This is a genomic window from Bacillus sp. FJAT-29790 (assembly GCF_019039215.1).
Taxonomy (GTDB): Bacteria; Bacillota; Bacilli; order Bacillales; family Cytobacillaceae; genus Cytobacillus.
In genome coordinates this window covers 148,716-167,678 of the sequence record NZ_JAHNZZ010000002.1, presented here as the reverse complement: position 1 = coordinate 167,678, position 18,963 = coordinate 148,716, and the positions used below count along the sequence as shown (strand labels likewise).

Annotated in this window: 15 protein-coding genes; 6 read left to right on the top strand and 9 right to left on the bottom strand. The window is 38.6% G+C overall.

Annotated features, from left to right (window positions below; all coding sequences use genetic code 11):
- The first annotated feature begins 130 nt into the window (after positions 1-130).
- The 3 genes from BGM26_RS15810 (at position 131) to gltP (ending at position 3,882) form a co-directional block, all read left to right on the top strand.
- The gene (locus BGM26_RS15810) at positions 131-1,411 is read left to right on the top strand and encodes an ATP-binding protein (protein ID WP_217040936.1); all 1,281 of its coding nucleotides are present in this window, start codon (positions 131-133) and stop codon (positions 1,409-1,411) included.
- A gap of 2 nt (positions 1,412-1,413) precedes the next feature.
- Positions 1,414-2,307: a response regulator gene (locus BGM26_RS15805; protein ID WP_217041205.1), complete on the top strand. Its 894-nt coding sequence runs from the start codon at positions 1,414-1,416 to the stop codon at positions 2,305-2,307.
- A gap of 303 nt (positions 2,308-2,610) precedes the next feature.
- Positions 2,611-3,882: a glutamate/aspartate:proton symporter GltP gene (gltP, locus tag BGM26_RS15800; protein WP_217040935.1), complete on the top strand. Its 1,272-nt coding sequence runs from the start codon at positions 2,611-2,613 to the stop codon at positions 3,880-3,882.
- Between the two features lie 194 nt (positions 3,883-4,076).
- On the opposite strand, the gene BGM26_RS15795 is transcribed toward gltP, so the two are convergent.
- Positions 4,077-5,438: an FAD-binding oxidoreductase gene (locus BGM26_RS15795; protein WP_217040934.1), complete on the bottom strand. Its 1,362-nt coding sequence runs from the start codon at positions 5,436-5,438 to the stop codon at positions 4,077-4,079.
- A 113-nt stretch (positions 5,439-5,551) separates the two neighbouring features.
- On the opposite strand from BGM26_RS15795, the gene BGM26_RS15790 reads away from it, so the two are divergent.
- A complete protein-coding gene (locus BGM26_RS15790; protein WP_217040933.1) occupies positions 5,552-6,220 on the top strand; it encodes a GntR family transcriptional regulator in 669 nt (222 codons plus the stop codon).
- A 129-nt stretch (positions 6,221-6,349) separates the two neighbouring features.
- A complete protein-coding gene (locus BGM26_RS15785) occupies positions 6,350-7,981 on the top strand; it encodes a M20/M25/M40 family metallo-hydrolase (RefSeq protein ID WP_217040932.1) in 1,632 nt (543 codons plus the stop codon).
- Positions 7,982-8,152: 171 nt separating this feature from the next.
- On the opposite strand, the gene BGM26_RS15780 is transcribed toward BGM26_RS15785, so the two are convergent.
- The 7 genes from BGM26_RS15780 to BGM26_RS15750 all read right to left on the bottom strand — a co-directional run bounded on the left by BGM26_RS15780 (position 8,153) and on the right by BGM26_RS15750 (position 16,030).
- Positions 8,153-9,511 carry an Nramp family divalent metal transporter gene (locus tag BGM26_RS15780; RefSeq protein WP_254119606.1) on the bottom strand — a complete coding sequence of 453 codons (1,359 nt, stop codon included), beginning with the start codon at positions 9,509-9,511 and terminating at the stop codon, positions 8,153-8,155.
- Positions 9,512-9,773: 262 nt separating this feature from the next.
- Positions 9,774-10,925: a rod shape-determining protein RodA gene (rodA, locus tag BGM26_RS15775; RefSeq protein ID WP_217040931.1), complete on the bottom strand. Its 1,152-nt coding sequence runs from the start codon at positions 10,923-10,925 to the stop codon at positions 9,774-9,776.
- A 497-nt stretch (positions 10,926-11,422) separates the two neighbouring features.
- Positions 11,423-12,130: an ABC transporter ATP-binding protein gene (locus BGM26_RS15770; protein WP_217040930.1), complete on the bottom strand. Its 708-nt coding sequence runs from the start codon at positions 12,128-12,130 to the stop codon at positions 11,423-11,425.
- The gene (locus BGM26_RS15765) at positions 12,131-12,910 is read right to left on the bottom strand and encodes an ABC transporter ATP-binding protein (protein ID WP_217040929.1); all 780 of its coding nucleotides are present in this window, start codon (positions 12,908-12,910) and stop codon (positions 12,131-12,133) included. It lies immediately after the preceding gene.
- Positions 12,900-13,850: a branched-chain amino acid ABC transporter permease gene (locus BGM26_RS15760; RefSeq protein WP_217040928.1), complete on the bottom strand. Its 951-nt coding sequence runs from the start codon at positions 13,848-13,850 to the stop codon at positions 12,900-12,902. The genes BGM26_RS15765 and BGM26_RS15760 overlap by 11 nt, the downstream gene beginning before the upstream one ends.
- Positions 13,851-13,861: 11 nt before the next feature.
- Entirely contained in the window at positions 13,862-14,740 is an 879-nt protein-coding gene (locus BGM26_RS15755) for a branched-chain amino acid ABC transporter permease (RefSeq protein WP_217040927.1), read from the bottom strand.
- Positions 14,741-14,830: 90 nt separating this feature from the next.
- The gene (locus tag BGM26_RS15750; protein WP_217040926.1) at positions 14,831-16,030 is read right to left on the bottom strand and encodes an ABC transporter substrate-binding protein; all 1,200 of its coding nucleotides are present in this window, start codon (positions 16,028-16,030) and stop codon (positions 14,831-14,833) included.
- Between the two features lie 570 nt (positions 16,031-16,600).
- On the opposite strand from BGM26_RS15750, the gene BGM26_RS15745 reads away from it, so the two are divergent.
- Positions 16,601-17,350: a YqjF family protein gene (locus BGM26_RS15745; RefSeq protein ID WP_217040925.1), complete on the top strand. Its 750-nt coding sequence runs from the start codon at positions 16,601-16,603 to the stop codon at positions 17,348-17,350.
- A 350-nt stretch (positions 17,351-17,700) separates the two neighbouring features.
- Here the strand turns inward: BGM26_RS15745 and BGM26_RS15740 are convergent, their stop codons facing one another.
- Positions 17,701-18,951 (bottom strand): polysaccharide deacetylase family protein, encoded by a 1,251-nt coding sequence (locus tag BGM26_RS15740; protein ID WP_217040924.1) that lies wholly within the window; start codon positions 18,949-18,951, stop codon positions 17,701-17,703.
- Between the last annotated feature and the right edge of the window lie 12 nt (positions 18,952-18,963).

Below are 18,963 nucleotides of genomic sequence, written 5' to 3'. Positions count from 1 at the left end.
AGACTTCTGCTGGATAAAGTTAAAAAGGATATTTCCAATGTGAATTTCTTTTGTTTTGCTATTGAATTATAATTAGGATGTTTCCTACATAAAGGAGATTCACATATATGTCTAAAAAATGGAGTAATAAATGGATACTGCAAAAAGGTTTTCGACTAAAAGTTTTAACCAATCCGACTGGGGTATATTGTTTCTTACCGCCCTGCTGACCGCGATTGCCAGTGAAATCAAAGTGATTCCCTTTAACGGAGAGGATTTTCGCTTCGGTTTAGGAAGTATCACTTTTTTCCTTCTTACACTGATACGCCCACCGGCTTCTTTGATTCGAGCAGGGGTCATAACTGGCGTGGCAGTCGTTTGTTTTCGTATCTTTGGAGATATGCTAATTGATCCTGTTCCTTTTTGGACAAGCTTGAAGAATCATTTCCCTGCTTTTCTGTTTTATTTTCTCTTTGCTCTTGGTTTTAGCATCATAAAAATAGAGAAATACAAAACCTCTCCACTTCTGCTCGGTGCCTTAGCTGCCGGATTAGAATTTATAGGAAACGGCGTGGAGCACCTCATGCGCTATTGGCTGTTAAACCATGAAAATTTAGGCTTTCATGAATGGGCATTATTAAGTGGGGTTGCATTATTCCGCAGCTACTTTGTAGTCGGACTATATAGTAGTATTACAGTTTCGGAACAAAAGAAACGGATGCAAGAAATGCTCGAAGTTGGTTCGGAATTGTATGCCGAGACACTCTATTTGCAAAAATCAATGGATCATATCGAACAAATTACAGCTTCTAGCCATGATTTATACCGAAAATTAAAAAAGAGCAATCTTCAGGAACTGAGCGTGCAAGCACTGCTCATTGCACAAGAAATCCACGAAGTGAAAAAGGATTCACAGCGGATTCTTTCAGGACTTTCAAAAATATCTCATCAAAAAAGAAATGATGTTGTCTTTCTTTCCGATGTACTTGGTTTTGTGCTCACAGCGAATGAAAAATATAGTGAGCTTCTAGGGAAAAAAATTATTTTTAATCAGTCGATGTCAAATGATTTTGAAACGGATCAACAAATCCCGCTTCTCGCTCTATTGAATAATCTCACGGCTAATGCAGTCGAGGAAACTTTAGAAAACGGGACAATCGATATAGACATCATTGAGGAATTTGAGCACATATGCTTCATTATAAAAGATTCTGGCAAAGGAATTTCTGAGGAGGATCTATCCATTATTTTTGAACCAGGTTATACGACAAAATTCAACGATCATGGAGTTGCTGCAACTGGGATTGGCCTTTCGCACGTACGAGACATCGTCAATTCTCTAGAAGGTCAAATTCATGTAGAATCGAAAGCCAAAGGAACGATTTTCACCGTCCAAATTCCAACTAGAACTATTAGAAAGAGAGTTGAATGAAACTGCGGTATTTTATTGTAGATGATGATACAGCAAGCCGAAGGATGCTGGAGAAAATCATTTCAGACGGGGAACTTGGCGAAGTAATCGGTGAGGCTGAAAGCGGAGAGAAATCAATTCCGCTCATCCTTTCTACTCGCCCCGATTTCGTTTTGATTGATTTTTTAATGCCCAAAATGGATGGGATCGAAACGATTGAAACTTTGAGAAACCAGGGATTTCAAGGTCAATTCATTATGATTTCTCAAATCGTAAATAAAGAAATGGTAGGTGAAGCCTATGAAAAGGGCATCGAGTTCTTTATACATAAACCGATCAATCGGATTGAAGTGAATAGCATTTTGAAAAAAACAGCCGAACAATTTCGTCTCAAACATTCACTCATGGCTATCAGGGAATCTTTAGCTCACATCGAATCAGCTAAAATGATGAAAAAGCAGCGAAGTATCAAAGAAATCGTTTTATCGATATTGAATGATATGGGTATTATTGGTGAAGCAGGAAGCGGAGATATGGTGTTTATGATGGAATTTCTCATTAACCAAAAAGGTACATTCACTCTGTTGCCCCCATTAAAAGACTTATACGAAGCTGCTGCACTTTCAAATAAAGCTGACACGACTGATATAAAAAAAGAGAGTAAATCGATTGAACAGCGAATCCGCAGAACTATATTAGCTGCACTCAATAATTTAGCTTCATTGGGTACAATTGATTACACGAATCCTAAATTTGAATATTATGCCCCCCGCTATTTTGAATTTCAGGAAATAAGGATCCGAATGAAAGAAATTGAAAATGACAGCAGAGAAACAATGAAAGTAAAAATTAATATAAAGAAGTTCCTTCAAGTCTTGTATCTGGAAACAGTTGAAAGGTTTGATGAATCTTCTTAAAAAAAGCTGTGTTAAATAGTGTTGTGATTAACCGCGGGATCGATTTACCTTCCGAAAAGCGATCCTCGCTATCGCACGAAGAAAAAGTGAATTTCTTTTTCAAGGACGTGGCGATTTTGTCAGCCAGGCAAAATCGCCACGCTAGCCTTTATTTATCAAATTAATCACTAACAGAGACTAAAAAAATAATACCCGAAACTAATGTCGGATTTTGTCGGATTTGATAATTCTTCTATATAATAATTGAAACATTGGTTTTTACAACTTAGAAAACGCTTTCATTATATAAGGAGAGGTGACTGAATGAAAAAGTTTAAGTTTGGTTTAGCTTATCAAATTCTTGTCGGATTGGTTTTAGGGATAATTGTTGGAGCGATTTTTTACGGAAACCCAGCAGTTTCAACCTATTTACAGCCAATCGGAGACATCTTTATTCGATTAATTAAAATGATTGTTGTACCAATTGTTATTTCTACATTAATTCTCGGTGTGGCCGGAACTGGGGATATGAAAAAATTAGGTAAACTCGGCGGAAAAACAATTCTTTACTTTGAAATTGTTACAACGATTGCCATCATCGTTGGCTTGCTTGCAGCTAATATCGTTAAGCCTGGTGAAGGTATCGATATGTCCAAGCTAGCTAAAGGGGATATTCAAAAATACGTTGATACGACAACTGAAGTACAGAGTCATAGTCTTGCCGATACTTTCGTTAATATTGTTCCTAAGAACATCATTGAATCATTGGCTAATGGGGACATGCTTGCAATCATTTTCTTTGCGGTTATGTTCGGATTAGGAATTGCTGCTATTGGCGAAAGAGGAAAACCGGTTTTGGCTTTCTTCCAAGGAACCGCAGATGCCATGTTCTGGGTAACAAATCAAATTATGAAATTTGCTCCATTTGGCGTTTTTGCCCTAATTGGTGTAACTGTTTCAAAATTTGGTGTAGAGTCATTAATTCCGCTTGGAAAGTTACTTATTTGTGTATATGTAACAATGATCTTTTTTGTTGTTGTTGTACTTGGCGTTATTGCGAAAATGTGCGGTACAAGCGTCCTTCATCTTGTTAAGATTTTAAAAGACGAAATCGTATTAGCCTATTCTACGGCAAGCTCAGAAACAGTATTGCCTAAAGTAATGGAGAAAATGGAGAAATACGGCTGCCCGAAAGACGTTGTTTCCTTTGTTATTCCAACCGGCTATTCATTTAACCTAGATGGATCCACCCTTTATCAAGCACTTGCAGCAATCTTTATTGCCCAAATGTACGGGATTGATTTAAGCATTACCCAACAAATTACATTAATGCTTGTATTGATGGTTACATCAAAAGGAATTGCTGGCGTTCCGGGAGTATCCTTTGTTGTTCTTTTAGCAACTTTAGGATCTGTAGGGATTCCACTCGAAGGTCTCGCCTTCATCGCTGGGATCGACCGAATTCTCGATATGGCCCGCACAGTTGTTAACGTCATCGGAAACTCATTAGCAGCAGTCGTCATGTCTAAATGGGAAGGCCGATTCGATGCTAAAAAGGGAAATGAATACATTTCTTCCATTGAAAAAGCAGCGTAATCAGTATGATGGTGTCAGGCACTGTCGAAAGACAATTCAGCTGATTTTGTCCACATGGAAAAGACATTATTAGTATATACAAAAAGCCGGCAGTTCGTTAACCTTTCAAGGTTGTCGAGACTGCCGGCTTTTTATTAAACTGTTAGCTTTTGCTAATGTTTTAACAACTTCAGCACGTAGGAAAAATCCCCCCATTAATCTGCAAAGAATATTTTCCCAGGATTTAATAGCCCTTCCGGATCTAACAACTGCTTCATTTGCTTCATAATGCCTACTGCTGTCCCGTGCTCCATCTCTTGAAATTTTCTCTTGCCAAGCCCTACTCCATGTTCACCTGTGCATGTGCCGCCAACTTCGATCGCTCTTATTGCAAGTGCTTCATTCGTATACTCAGCCTTTTCTTGTTCACCTGCCACATTCGGATCATAAAGCACGATTGTATGGAAGTTCCCATCGCCGACATGCCCTAATACACCACCGGTTAATCCACTTGCATCAATTAACTCCCGCGCATAGACGACAAGTTCTGGCAGACGTGAAATAGGCACACACACATCCGCTCCTGTATTGGCCATTCCTTTAATATGCTGGTAAGCGTACGCCATTTCATGGCGTGCTTTCCAGAGCTCCGCCCGTTCTTTAGATCCGCTTGCAACGTCCCAGTTGCCGCAGCCAAGCTCGCGCATTAATTGTTCTGCAAGTCTCACCTCTTCTTCCACGCCAGCAAGGGTGCCTGCAAATTCGAAAAACAGGGAATGACTAACTGGAAGACAATAGCCACCATACGCATTCACTGTTGAGATACTCTCTGCATCCACTAACTCCATGCGCATCACCGGAATACCGCTTAGTAAAATCGTCTTCGCTGCTTCTGCGCACGCTTCTGGCGTTTCAAACGTACATCGCGCCGCCACCGTATGTTCCGGAATCCCATGAAGACGTAATGTAATTTCTGTGATGATACCTAACGTACCTTCTGAACCAGCAAACAGCCCTGTCAAATGGTAGCCAGACGATGATTTTTTCGCGTGTGAACCTGTGTGAATCACAGTTCCATTAGCTAAAACAACTTCTAAATCAAGCAGTTGATCCCGCGTTGATCCATAACGAACTGCAGTTGTCCCACTCGCATTCGTTGCCACCATACCGCCAATTGTCGCATCCGCCCCTGGATCGATCGGGAACATCAAACCGTGTCGGTTCACTAGTTTATTTAATTGTAAGCGTGTAATACCCGGCTGTACGGTTATCATTAAATCTTCAGGTGAAAAATTCACTACATTATTCATGTTTTCAAAATTAATTGAAATACCTTTTTGGATAGGAATAACTTGTCCCTCTAATCCTGATCCCGCTCCAAACGCTGTTACTGGAATTTTAAACTCCCTTGCAATATCCATTATCGTTTCAACGTCTTCCCGACTCTCAGGGAAACAGACGACATCCGGCTCTACTGCCTTATGAAACGATTCATCATGGCTATGACGGAACAATTCGGTTTCGTTTTGACTGACTTTATCACTTCCAAGACGCTCTATGAGTTTTTGAATAAACATGTTAAACACCTTCTCGTTTTTGTAATTATTTTAATATTTGAATTTACAAATAGATTAGCATAATTTATCATTGATGTATACAGTATACTGACATTTGTGAGGGGGGAGTGTTTTTGAAAAAAATTACTCAGAATGTTTCATTGGCTGATCAAGCATACAACTTATTAAAGAAAGCAATTATCTCAGCTGAACTTGCACCCGAAGAAGAATTACCGGAAGAAAAGTTAGCCTCTGACCTCGGCATTAGCCGTACTCCTCTCCGTGAAGCACTCACACGACTAGCAATGGAGGGACTTATTGTACTGCAAAAAGGGCGTCCAGCCACCGTCGCTACTTTCACTAAAGAAGATTCCCTCGAATACATGGAATTGCGGCGCGTCCTGGAAATTTACAACATTGAAAAGATTACGCCATCAGTAGACAAGGAACTAATTAACGATTTGAGAAGAAATTTAGCAAAACAATTAGATGCGATTTCAAACAAGAACTATTATGAATTCATTCAATTTGACCGCGAATTTCATTTGATCCTTGCATCAAGAAACGGGAATAGGAAATTCCAGGAAATGATCCAACAAATGAATACTGGAATCAACCGTGCCTTCCTCATTTTGTCGAGCACTTTACAAGTAAGCGCAGCGGAAGCGTATAAAGAACACGTCAAACTTATCGAAGCCCTTGAAACTAAAAATGTCTCACTTGCAAAAGAACAAATGCTTGAACATATACAAAACATTGAAAAACGATATTTAAGATTTTTCCCAAAAGAAGAAAACAGCTAAAAATTTTGGAAATATTAGGATAATCCCCAATGAACACAAAATTATATCGAATTTATACGCTACCGTTAATATTAGGCAAGAACCCCTGCTCAATTTAAGTAGTTATTTTGGAACAAAGGAGTTATTGACATGGGTAATTTAAAATGGGGCACACCAGACTCATTGCGCGCATTACTTTGTGAGCTCGTAAGCTGGCAGAGTAGAACGTTCACAGAAGGAGAGCGTGAATTCGCTCATAATATAAAAGCAAAGTTTATGGAACTAGATTACTTCAAAGTGAACCCGTCCTACACGGCACTTCATGACGCGGGGTCAGGACGGAATGTCGTCACAGCCTTATATAAAAATCCAGAAGTGACAGAAACAATCGTCCTTATAAGCCATTTCGACACCGTCAACACGGAGGAATACGGCGATGTTGGACCATTAGCGTTCCAACCAGAAGAACTGACACAAATGTTGAAAGAACGTTCGGACGAGCTCCCGGAAGATGCTCGTATCGATCTCGAATCTGGCGACTATTTATTCGGCCGCGGCACAATGGACATGAAAATGGGTCTTGCCCTTCAAATGGCTTTGATTGAAAAAGCTAGTATAGAAGAATGGCCAATCAATTTATTACTCGTAACTGTTCCAGATGAAGAAGTAAACTCTGATGGCATGCGGGCTGCAGTGCCAGAGCTAGTCCATTTGCGTGAAAAACACCAATTATCATACAAATTATTCCTTAATTGCGAACCGTCTTTCTCTCAGGAACCGGGAGATCCGAATTATTATATTTATTCCGGAACCATCGGAAAAATCATGCCAGCTGTTTTATTCTACGGAAAAGAAACACATGTCGGTGAGCCCATGAGCGGCATGACGGCTAACTTTATGGCCTCTTTTCTGACACAGCACATGGAATGGAATCCGTTATTCCGGGAATCTGACCTCGGTGAAAGCACGCCTTTGCCAGTTACGCTCCATCAAAAAGATCTGAAAATGGAATATTCGACCCAAACGCCCTATCGTGCAGCAGCTCTTTATAACGTCTTTCTTATGAATCGAAACGCAGCTGAAGTGATGAATACTTTTACAGATGTGGCTAAAGAAGCAGCGAAAGCCTGTAATGCAGTGTATTCAGAAATATGTAAACGCGAAAACGTTGAGCCAGTTGGGAATGTTAATGTTCTGCGCTATGAAGAATTGCTCCAGCATGCTGAAAAAAAATTAGGATCTGATGCTATTACAAGTATCAAAACGAAAGTATTAGCCAACACAAATTGGGATGACCGTGAAAAGTCTATCCGTATCGTTGACTCACTCATGATCCAGTGTCAAGAACTCGGGCCCGCTATGGTTCTGTTATATGCACCGCCATACTACCCAGCTGTCAATACTTCCAATGATCCATTCGTTATTGAAGCGATCGATTTAATGAAAAAAGTCGGCAGCGAACAGTTTAATTTAGAAGTAAATCAAATCCATTACTTTAACGGAATCTGTGACCTAAGCTACCTTTCATACGAGGATACTGATGAAGGCTGGACGACGTTCGAACGGAACACACCAGTATGGGGAGACACATACAGCATTCCTTTTGCGGAAATGCAACAACTTCAAGCCCCAGTATTGAACGTTGGTCCTTTCGGAAAAGATGCCCACAAACTTACGGAACGACTTCATATCGAAAGTGCATTCGTTCAGCTTCCGGTCATGTTGGAGTCATTAGTCCGCAGCATGATGGTGTCAGGCACCATCAAGAGACAAATCGGGTGATTTTGTCCACGTGAAAAATACAAAGTCACATTTTGACTTTTATACACTCTACATTAAAAAAAGCATGTATTTTCGAGAACCATTTTGGGTCTTTGAAAATACATGCTTTTCATTTAATCTGTCAAAACAAAATTTATTAATTCAGGGCTGCTTAGTACCCTTTCTCCACTACTACCCTAAATCTTGACCAGTAACGACGATATAACCGATTAAGAATATATTTAAAATGACAATCAAAATTGTGCATAGCCATGCTAATATTTTCACTGGTAATTTGTTTGCAAATTCGCCCATTTTCTTTCTATCACTTGTAAATAATACTAAAGGAATAACCGCAAATGGGAGCTGTAGACTTAAAATTACTTGACTCCACAGCAGTAATTCACCTGTCCCTTTTGACCCTGCGATCCATGTCACAATAAAGGCGGGAACAACTGCTATTAAACGAGTAATCAAACGGCGAAGCCACGGTGAAATCCGTAATTGAAGAAATCCTTCCATGACAATTTGACCACTTATTGTTCCAGTAATCGTCGAATTCTGCCCAGAAGCAAGTAACGCGACGGCAAATAATGTACTTGCAATACCTACTCCTAATGTTGGGCTTAATAATTCATAAGCTGCTTCAATTTCTGAAACATCTAAATTAGTCCCATAAAAGGCAGCTGCTCCAAGAATTAAAATACCAGCATTGATGAAGAAGGCGATAGTTAAAGAAAATGTGGAATCAATTAGTGAAAATTTTAGCGCCTCTCTTTTCCCTTCTATCGTTCTTTTATATTGTCTCGTTTGAACGATCGAAGAATGCAAATATAAATTATGCGGCATGACCGTTGCTCCTAATATCCCGAGAGAAATGAAGAGCATTTCTGGATTTGTGACAATCTCTACCTTCGGGACAAATCCGCCAAATAATGCCGAAATTTCTGGTTTCGATATGATAACTTCAAACGCAAATACGGAAAAAATTGTTACCATTAATACGATAATAATCGCTTCTATAATACGAAAGCCTTTCTTTTGTAAATAAAGTAAAAGTAACACATCTAATGTAGTTATCGCTATTCCCAGTAATAAAGGAATCCCGAATAATAAATTTAACGCAATCGCAGAACCGATGACCTCTGCTAAATCTGTTGCAATAATGGCAAGCTCTGTTAAAACCCATAGAATAAAAGCCGTTTTCTTTCCAGTTGCATCCCTTGTTGCTTGAGCAAGGTCCCTTCCAGTTACGATACCTAGTTTTGCTGACAATGCTTGGAGGAGCATGGCGACTAAATTAGCTAGTAAAATGACAATCAAAAGGGTGTAACCAAAACGTGCGCCACCTGCAATCGATGTCGCCCAGTTTCCGGGATCCACATATCCAACCGCCACTAAGGAACCAGGGCCGGCAAATGCCATAAACTTACGCCAAAAACCACCTTTATTGGGGATGCGAACGGTGTTATTTACCTCTTCTAAACTTATATTCGTGCTTTGTTTTAACCAGCCCTGCTCTTCCGGCACATGTTTTGATTGAGTATTCATCATTCATCCCTCCTCATTGCGATAAGCTAAATAATTTTCGTTAGTGCAACTTTTAAAGTAATGAAGTTCGCTCATTTAGATTATACGTAAATAGATTAACAGGGTTTCTTGTCTTCGTAAATATTTTTTGTGCATGCACAACTTTTTATTACGAACGAAACATTCGACAACAGACAAAAGTTCAACAACAAAAAGGGTGATCTGCCCCAATGGAGAGATCACCTTTACCTGCGAGAAAACGCTATAAGAACAAATGAATTTCCTAATCGTCACTAAACATGTATTTTTTCGATCTTATATTTACACTAATGACTAATCCTAAGGCCATCATATTCGTTAAAAGCGAGCTTCCACCATAACTCACGAACGGAAGTGGTATTCCAGTTATTGGCATCAACCCGATAGTCATCGAAATATTTTGAAAAACCTGGAATGAGATTAATCCAATTACTCCAGCACAAATATAGCAGCCAAAAACATTATTGGAATTGAGTGCAATGATAATTATTCTATATATTAAAATAAAATACAAACTTATTAACACTGCAGCGCCAATAAAACCAAATTCTTCACCAACAACAGAAAATATAAAGTCAGTGTGTGCTTCAGGAATCCTCCCGCTTTGCACCTGTGGCCCAAGGTTAAACCCGCTTCCCTTCATCTGCCCGGCACCTATTCCCCGGATTGCCTGTGTTAATTGATATCCATAGGTGGAAGCAAAGTCATCAGGGCTTAACCAACCATAAATTCTTTCCAGCTGATGAGGTTTTATGATCTTGATAAAAATTTCAAAGAAGTGATTGTGCAGATAAACAAGAAATGCAATGATGACTGTAAAACCAGAAGCTAATAAGCCTATCATTTTAAAAGAGATACCTGAAACCAAAATGATTGTGAATGCTATAGCCGCGATTACAAGAGCAGACCCTAAATCAGGCTGTACTAGAATTAGGTAAAACGGTATGATCGTAAATAGAACGACCCTTATTGTAATTGGAATACTGCCTTTGAAAGAAAGTGGCTTTTGCCCAAATTTATTCACTAATACTGCTATATAAATAATGATAAATACTTTCATAAACTCCGATGGCTGCAGTTCAAAGAAGCCCAAGTTGATCCATCTTTGGGATCCATTTTTGAACGTACCGAAAAAGTGTACTAGAGTTAATAACACCACTCCAGTAACATATAATGGAGCTGCTAACTTTTCTAGTAACTCAAAATCGAAATAAGCCACCCCAGCCATTACACCAATTCCAATAATGTACCAAATCACTTGTCTTTTCACAAAATAAAAGGGATCATGCGTCTGATATTGGCCTGACCCGCTATACACGACTACAAGACTGAAAATAATAAAACAAAATATCGTAAATAACAGCATATTATCAATCTGAATTTCTTTTCTTTTCAATTAATCATCGCCTCTGACCATTTCTATTTACTAAAGGCTCTGCTCAAAAAAACACCTTTAACTTAAAAAGGTGTTTACTATTCTAATCCAGGCAAGCCAAAAGCTGGAGACCAGTTTCCAAAATCATTCAGCCCTTCAATCGTTGAGCTATTACGCTATGTTATTTATAAAGTGAATTTTTACAAGTTATGCAGCGATAGCATCGTCTAAATAGAATTTCATTTGAAGTGCTCAATGCTATTAATATATAAATATATTGATAATTTGTCAACACTCAAACACCCCATTGTCAACATATGTGATTTTTATCAATCTTATAAAGAAGCAGATAGTTTTATATACTTACAAAGGTGCTGTAACAATTTAAAAGGCTCTTTTCTTAAACTTTGTTGCTTTTCATTATCCTCCACAGCCTTTTTTGATCTTTCGGTCTCCTTCTATTGATTCTTTGGAAAAGACACAAAAAAAGTGGTCTGCCCTTAAAGGGCAAGCCACTTTTAATGTCCGCCAAGATAAGCGGATTTAACTTCCTCACTTGATGCCAGTTCTTTTGCAGTTCCGGAAATGACTACTTTTCCAGTTTCAATCACGTACGCTCGGTTTGCAATCGATAAAGCCATATGAGCGTTTTGCTCAACTAGCAAGATCGTTGTACCGTCTTGATTAATTTCTTCTATGATTTGAAAAATCGTTTTAACAAAAATTGGCGCTAATCCCATGGAGGGTTCATCAAGGAAAAGAAGCTTTGGTCTTGCCATAATTGCCCGTCCCATCGCTAACATTTGCTGCTCCCCACCTGAAAGCGTTCCCGATAATTGTTTCCTTCGCTCATGGAGCCGCGGAAAAAGCTCGTAAACTTTTTCAAAATCTTTACGAATCTCAGACGCGTCATTCCTTAGAAAAGCACCTAGCTCTAGGTTCTCCTCAACTGACATGTTTGCAAACACCCGGCGACCTTCAGGTACGTGAGAAATTCCCGCTTTCACAATTTCCTGAACAGGCCTTCCTGAAATATTCTTTTCTAAATACGTAATACTGCCATTTTTAGGCTTCAGGAGTCCCGACAATGTTTTTAAAAGTGTGCTTTTCCCTGCCCCATTCGCACCAATCAGGGTAACAATCTCGCCTTCTTGTACATTTAATGAAACCCCTTTAAGTGCATGTATATTTCCGTAAAAAACATCTATCTCATTGACATTTAGCATCTAGTTGCTGACCTCCTCACCTAAGTAAGCCTCAATGACCTTCGGATGATTTCGGATTTGATCCGGCGTTCCCTCTGCAATGAGCTGCCCGTGATCTAATACATAAATCCTTTCACAAATTCCCATGACTAAAGGCATATCATGTTCGATTAAAAGGATCGTCAAGTCAAATTTCTCGCGAATAAATGCAACCATTTCCATTAGTTCTTGTGTCTCCTGTGGATTCATCCCTGCCGCAGGCTCGTCAAGCAATAAAAGTTTCGGACCAGCTGCCAGCGCACGGGCAATCTCTAAGCGCCGTTGTTGCCCATACGGTAAATTCTTTGCCTTTTCATCCTTAAAACGATCGAGTCCAAAAATCTTCAGAAATTCAATCGACTTTTCCTCCATTTCCTTCTCTCCGGAAAAATGAGATGGGAGGCGTAGGATCGAACTTAAAATGGAATGTTTCGCTAATGAATGATTCGCTACTTTTACATTATCTAATACAGAGAGTTCATTAAATAGCCTAATGTTTTGGAACGTACGGCTTATTCCTAAACGAGTTACTTGATAAGGAGCCAACCCATTTAACCGCTTGCCATCGAAAAGGATTTCCCCTTCAGTCGGAACGTAAACCCCGGTTAGCAAGTTGAAACTTGTCGTTTTCCCAGCACCATTTGGTCCGATTAAACCAATTAGTTCCCCTTGGTTAATCTCCATACTAAATCCAGAAACAGCCTTTAACCCGCCAAATTGAATACCGGCACCTTTTACTTGAAGCAAAGTCTTATTTTCCATAAGAGCTGCCTCCTTTCGTACCTTTCCATTTACCAAAGAAGTCTGTTATTTCGCGGGTCCCCATTAACCCTTGAGGACGATAAAGCATGACAATGATTAGCACTAAGCTATAAATGATCATTCGCGTTTCTGGATAATCTTGTAGGAAAGTAGAAATAATCGTTAAAAGAATCCCTGCAATGACAGATCCAGATAAACTTCCTAGCCCGCCAAGCACGACATAAATGAGAATATCAAACGATTTCAAAAAGCCAAAGTTCGCCGGCTGAATGATATAGAAGTTATGAGAATACAATGATCCTGCAATACCCGCAAAGAATGATCCGAGAGCAAAAGCAACAACTTTATAATATGTCGTATTAATTCCCATTGCATCCGCCGCAATTTCATTCTCCCTTATTGAGATCGCAGCCCGACCATGTCTAGAGTTCGTAAAGTTGACAATAACTAATACCGTAATGAATAAACATATGAATGTATAGGTCCAAGTGGTCAAATGGGAAACTTGCATTCCCGCAGCCCCACCAACATATTCAATATTCAAAAACACAATCCGGATAATTTCGGCAAATCCTAAAGTTGCAATCGCTAAATAGTCCCCACGTAAACGCAAGGTTGGAATCCCGACTATTAAACCCGCCGCTGCTGCAACGATCCCCCCCGCTAAAATCGCAATTGGAAACGGCAAATGCAATTTCATCGTAAAGATTGCGGAAATATAAGCACCAACAGCTAAAAACCCTGCATGCCCAATTGAAAACTGACCCGTAATCCCAATAATAAGATGTAGACTCACAGCTAACATCGTATTGATCGCCATAAAAATTAACATATTACTATAGAACGGATTTAACACCCCAGTCGTAATTAAAAACTGGATAATTCCATATACGAAGACAGCTAGGATTATAAACAACCAGAACTTATTCGATTTCTTCATAGTTGCATCACCTACACTTTCTCTCTTGTATTTTTCCCAAAGATGCCAGAAGGTTTAAAAATAAGAATCAGAATAAGAATAATAAATGCTGCGGCATCTCTCCAGAGAGAAAATCCAAATGCACTTACGATTGTCTCTACAACCCCAAGAACAAGTCCTCCGACCATCGCCCCTGGAATAATTCCAATACCACCTAATACTGCAGCTACGAAAGCCTTCAACCCAGGAATAAGACCCATTAATGGATCAATCTTCGTATAATAAACGCCAAAAATAACACCGGCAGCTCCAGCTAAAGCGGAACCAATGGCAAACGTTGATGAAATCGTCCGATCCACATTAATTCCCATTAACCTTGCTGCATCCATATCGTGAGAAACTGCACGCATGGCTTTTCCAATCTTTGTTCGGTGTACGATAAATTGTAAAATAATCATAAGAACGACAGAAACAGAAAGAATTAAAAGGGATTGGCTACTAATTTGGGCACCGAAGAGATCAAATGTTTTATTTGGAATCACATTTTTCGGATAGGCTTCCGGCTGTGCACCGCGGAAATAGATCATGCCATATTCGATAAGAAGGGAAACCCCAATTGCCGTAATTAACGCTGCAATCCTTGTCGCATTCCGCAATCGCTTATAAGCGATACGCTCAATTAGAACCCCAAACGCTGCACATAAAGCCATTGAAAGTAATAGGGCAGGAAAGAAGCTTAATCCCCAGCCCGTAATAGCAAAAAATCCAATAAATGCACCGACCATAAAGACATCGCCATGTGCGAAGTTAATCAATTTAATAATTCCGTATACCATTGTGTAGCCCAGTGCAATTAATGCATAGATGCTGCCAAGTGAAACACCGTTAACAAGTTGTTGAATCCACTCCATGCCACTCTTCACTCCTTCTAGAAATCTTCAATGATATGAAGATAAATGGGAAATGGGAGGATTAATCCCCCCATTTCTCTAAATTAAGCCTTAAGGATTAACTTTTGTATTAAAGATTTGCTTTCCATCTTTGTATTCCAAAATAGTGGCTGATTTAATCGGATTATGAACGTCATCAACCGTTACGGTACCTGTTACAAGAACAAAGTCTTTTGTGGAAGCAAGCGCATCCTTCATTTTCTCTGGATCCGTTCCGCCACGTTTGATCGCATCCGCTAATAGATATACTGAATCATAACCTAGTGCGTTGAAACCGTCTGGTGAATTGCCATCATATTTCTCTTTAAACTTTGCAACGAATGTCTGAATTGTTTCATCTGGATCTTCTGCCGAATAGGGGTTCGTAATGAATGTGTTATTAAGAGCTTCTGCTCCAGCTAGCTCAATTAATTTTGGTGAATCCCAACCATCAGCACCCATTAAAGGAACGTCAATCCCCATCTCACGTGCTTGGTTTACGATTAAGCCGACTTCCTCATAATAACCTGGAATGAAAACGAACTCTGGTTCTTTTGATTTAATACGTGTTAATATTGAACGGAAGTCTGTATCCTTTGCAACATATGCCTCTTCAGAAACGATTTTTCCACCTGCAGCTTCAAATGTTTCTTTAAATGAAGCAGCAAGACCTTTTGCGTAATCACTTGCATTATCCGCATAAATAGCTGCCGTTTTTACTCCTATTTCATTCAAAGCAAAGTTAGCTGCAACTGTTCCTTGGAATGGGTCAATAAAAGAAGTACGGAAAGCATATTCATTCAATTTCCCATCTGTTCCAATCGTAACAGTCGGGCTTGTCCCAGATGGAGTAAGAAGGATTGTTTTCGTATCATTTGCAATTTGCACCTGCGCTACTGTGTTACCGCTTGTCGCAGCTCCGATAATCGCCGCCACTTTATCTTGACTCGTTAATTTAATTGCAGCATTCGTTGCCTCTGCTGCATCGGATTTATTATCTACCTTAATAATTTCAATCTTTTTGCCATCGATTCCACCGCTCGCATTAATTTCTTCAACAGCAAGGTCAACTCCCTTAGCAATACTAGACCCGTATGAAGCAACCGGTCCTGAAAGTTCTAGGTTTGCCCCAATTTTAATGACTTCACCTTTCTCCGTGCTCGTGCTCGAACCCGAGTCTGTGGACGACTTTTCACCAGTTCCACATCCTGTTAAGATGCCGGCTACTAATGCTGACGTCATTAAGAAATAGCCAAACTTTTTCTTCTTCATAACGTTTCCCCCTTTTTTTATCTCTACTATTAGAACATAGCTAATATTTAGAAATATCTGAATATATTTTGATATTTCTATTTACTGCTTTGTGCCTATTAATATTTTAAAACAAACTTTCTTTTCCGTCTAGTCTATTTTTTCACCTAATTAATATTATTCAGAATAATAATTCTAGAAACACAGATTACAATTTATTACAACCTGACATTTCAAACAAATCCGAACAAGGTTGGTATCTTAATATTAACTATTAGATCTCACAATTTATTTATATTTGGTATTGGTAAATATTAGTATTAAAATTATTTTTTATGATAGTTTTTTACTATAACAAAAAGCTTTCATAGGATTTGATTCCAGCCTAGTACCGTTCAACCATCTTGCACTGTCCTAGTTATTCCTTATCTCATAACGGACAAATTCTGCGAGTTCTGCCAAAAAAGAGAGCATAAAAAAAGACTAGTAGGAGATATTAAAATTCGAATAAAGACAAATAGTAATTCTATACTATTGTTGGTGGGAAAAATACAAATGTAACGCCAGCGTTAAAAAAGGAGGGCTATGTTTATGAATTTAATAAATGAAGTTGCCCACCGCCCTTGGCCAGTACCTTCGAATAAATGGGTTATGAGGCAAACTTGGAGTAATTTACTATTTCTTCATTGGCCTATTTCTTCTGAATCTCTGCGACCATATATTCCTCCCTCCATTCAGATTGATATCTTTGGTGAGTACGCTTGGCTTGGGGTTATTCTATTTGTTACAGAGGGGGTTTATCCACGTGGATTATCATCTGTATCACTTGCCTGTAAATTTCCGGAAATAAATTTAAGGACATATGTAATTTATAATGGGAAACCTGGAATCTACTTTTTGTCACTTGACTCAAGAAACTGGGCCTCCACCATGATAGGAAAGAGCTGGTTCCACCTACCTTATTATTACGCACAAATTTCTTTTCAACAAAAAGGACAAGCCTTTCATTTCCAAAGTACTCGTAAAGGAAAAATAGACGAACCAATAAAATTTAGTTGCAACTATGCCCACTCTTCTGAGGTTTATTTTACTCAAGAGGGAACATTAGACCATTGGCTCACAGAACGGTATTGCATGTTTAGTTCAGATAAAGGATCGAACATTTACAGCGTTGACTTACACCATCGTCCTTGGCCGTTACAAAAAGCTGAGGCTGAAATCTATACGAATACTCTTTTTTCTCCCTTTCATTTTGACCTTTCTGAGGTAAAACCTCTTTCACATTTCTCGAAAGGAATTGACGCACTTTTTTGGAATATTAAGAAGCAGGATCATAAATGATTAAATTGGTAAGTGGAATTCATACTAAATAATTGATAAAAAGTGTGAATATGACCACATTTCATTTACTTCACCTCGTTAACTTTGGGAGATTGAGTAAAATATAACAGAAACAACGTGAATAACATTGACTTATATCAAGAACTAGGAAGGTGTATAGTACCTCCCTGGGAAGGCATAGAAAAAAGCGATAGGTTTTAACCCATTCGCCCTTGTCTAGTCTATTGAAAACCTTATTTTTTTAATTCCACTGTAGATGTATAAATGATGCCCCAACTACATTATCGTTGTAACGTAAAGAGAGACACACATTTTTAGATTAATGGGTATACCCTATTGTTGGAAATTTATTATTTTAAACTCACTAGTTGTAAATCTTGATTCTGTAAGTATTCAATAATTTTCGGTAACGTATCTACAACTGCTTGTGATTCGTGTAAGAGGATAATCGTTCCCGATGATTTGGAACTGGCGATAGAGTTCATAATCTTGTCTGAATTCTGTGATCTCCAATCTTCTGTATCCTTATTCCACAAGACCATTTTCATATTATTGTTCCTAGTCAAATCAATTGTTGATTGGTCTTTTGACCCATAAGGTGGTCTAAAGAGGACAACAGGAGCATTAATTATCTGTTCAATTAATTGATTGGTTTCGATTAATTCAAGTCTTTTTTTCTCATTAGATAGTTTAGTAAACTCCTTATGGGACATTGAGTGATTTCCAATTGAGAAATTATTGGCGTCTACGTACTGTACAATGTTAGGATGTTTTTTCACATTATGTCCAATGAAAAAAAATGTTCCTCCCACGTTATACTTGATTAAAATATCTACAATTTCTTTTGTATATTTAGAAGGCCCATCATCAAATGTAAGAGCAACTGAACCTTTTTCAATGCTGTATGTAAGTAGCTCATCCATTTTGACATGAGGAATAGGTGGCTCAATTATTGATTCAACACTATTCTCAATATTTCCAGATACCGGCAACAGTTCGTTGATTTCATGATTTAGTTGCATCTTTGTTTGCTCACTTTCAAACTCTACGACTGAGCCCTTTAAATCTAAAGAGGTTAACGGAGATTTCTCTGCAAATACCGTTTCAATAATATATGAATGGCCAGAAAACCCCAAAAAGAGAATGGCTACAATGCTTGTCATTGCAACTACTATTCGAGATTTATATGTAGGTTTTGCTTCTTCATCATTCGTAAAGATACATTCATTAGGAAGTATTGTAATGAATGGGTGCTGCAATGCCGTTAAATCACTTAAGTTATCTATGTTTTTAATAGACTTTAAGCACGCTATGAATGTTTCGGAGCAATGAAAGTGTAATTTTTCACTTTGGTTTCGATAAGTTTTTGTCAAGCAACAATAATATTGATCTAATGTGGAATCCCAAAAACTTCGGAGTGATAATCTATATTTGCAGTTTTCATCTTGCTTTTCTAGCATTTTAAGATGATTCGCTGTATATTGATCTATTTCCCACCTTAATTGAATTTCATCCTGCCCTAATTTTAGATTAACGATGATATGTGCTGTCTCAATTGTATTTTCAATATATAAGAATTCTAGTAGTTTTTGAGAATACAACGCTTAAATTCC

Excerpts from the sequence above, each read along its gene's own strand:
- BGM26_RS15810 (WP_217040936.1), top strand. The coding sequence starts at position 131 with ATGGATACTGCAAAAAGGTTTTCGACTAAAAGTTTTAACCAATCCGAC.
- gltP (WP_217040935.1), top strand. The coding sequence starts at position 2,611 with ATGAAAAAGTTTAAGTTTGGTTTAGCTTATCAAATTCTTGTCGGATTG.
- BGM26_RS15795 (WP_217040934.1), bottom strand. The coding sequence starts at position 5,438 with ATGTTTATTCAAAAACTCATAGAGCGTCTTGGAAGTGATAAAGTCAGT.
- BGM26_RS15785 (WP_217040932.1), top strand. The coding sequence starts at position 6,350 with ATGGGTAATTTAAAATGGGGCACACCAGACTCATTGCGCGCATTACTT.
- BGM26_RS15780 (WP_254119606.1), bottom strand. The coding sequence starts at position 9,511 with ATGAATACTCAATCAAAACATGTGCCGGAAGAGCAGGGCTGGTTAAAA.
- BGM26_RS15770 (WP_217040930.1), bottom strand. The coding sequence starts at position 12,130 with ATGCTAAATGTCAATGAGATAGATGTTTTTTACGGAAATATACATGCA.
- BGM26_RS15765 (WP_217040929.1), bottom strand. The coding sequence starts at position 12,910 with ATGGAAAATAAGACTTTGCTTCAAGTAAAAGGTGCCGGTATTCAATTT.
- BGM26_RS15760 (WP_217040928.1), bottom strand. The coding sequence starts at position 13,850 with ATGAAGAAATCGAATAAGTTCTGGTTGTTTATAATCCTAGCTGTCTTC.
- BGM26_RS15755 (WP_217040927.1), bottom strand. The coding sequence starts at position 14,740 with ATGGAGTGGATTCAACAACTTGTTAACGGTGTTTCACTTGGCAGCATC.
- BGM26_RS15750 (WP_217040926.1), bottom strand. The coding sequence starts at position 16,030 with ATGAAGAAGAAAAAGTTTGGCTATTTCTTAATGACGTCAGCATTAGTA.
- BGM26_RS15745 (WP_217040925.1), top strand. The coding sequence starts at position 16,601 with ATGAATTTAATAAATGAAGTTGCCCACCGCCCTTGGCCAGTACCTTCG.